Below are 272 nucleotides of genomic sequence, written 5' to 3' on the forward strand. Positions count from 1 at the left end.
CGCCAGCACCGCGCCCGGCGGCTGCGCCGCACCGGGCGCGAGGCCGGTCCGGGCCAGCCGGTGCGCGTGGCCGGGGCGGGCGGCGTGGCCGGCGACGAAGGCCGCTTCGGCCAGCCGCCGGGACCGGCCGTCGGGGTTCTCGCTGAGCTCGGCCGCCCGGCTCAGCCAGGTCACCGCCGTCAGCGCGCCGCCGCGCCGGGTCGCGGAGGCGGCGGCCGCCTCCAGGATGCCGGCGACCTCCTCGTCGGGGACGGCCGTTGCCGCCGCCAGGT

The 272-nt window shown here is 83.1% G+C and carries 1 protein-coding gene; it reads right to left on the minus strand.

Going from position 1 to position 272, the window contains the following annotated elements; genetic code table 11:
* Nucleotides 1-272 (minus strand): hypothetical protein (locus VR44_RS23665; protein WP_045949596.1); only part of this gene is annotated, 272 nt, incomplete at both ends.

Origin of the sequence: Streptomyces katrae, from assembly GCF_000966975.1 — a bacterium.
Classification (GTDB): Bacteria; Actinomycetota; Actinomycetes; order Streptomycetales; family Streptomycetaceae; genus Streptomyces; species Streptomyces katrae.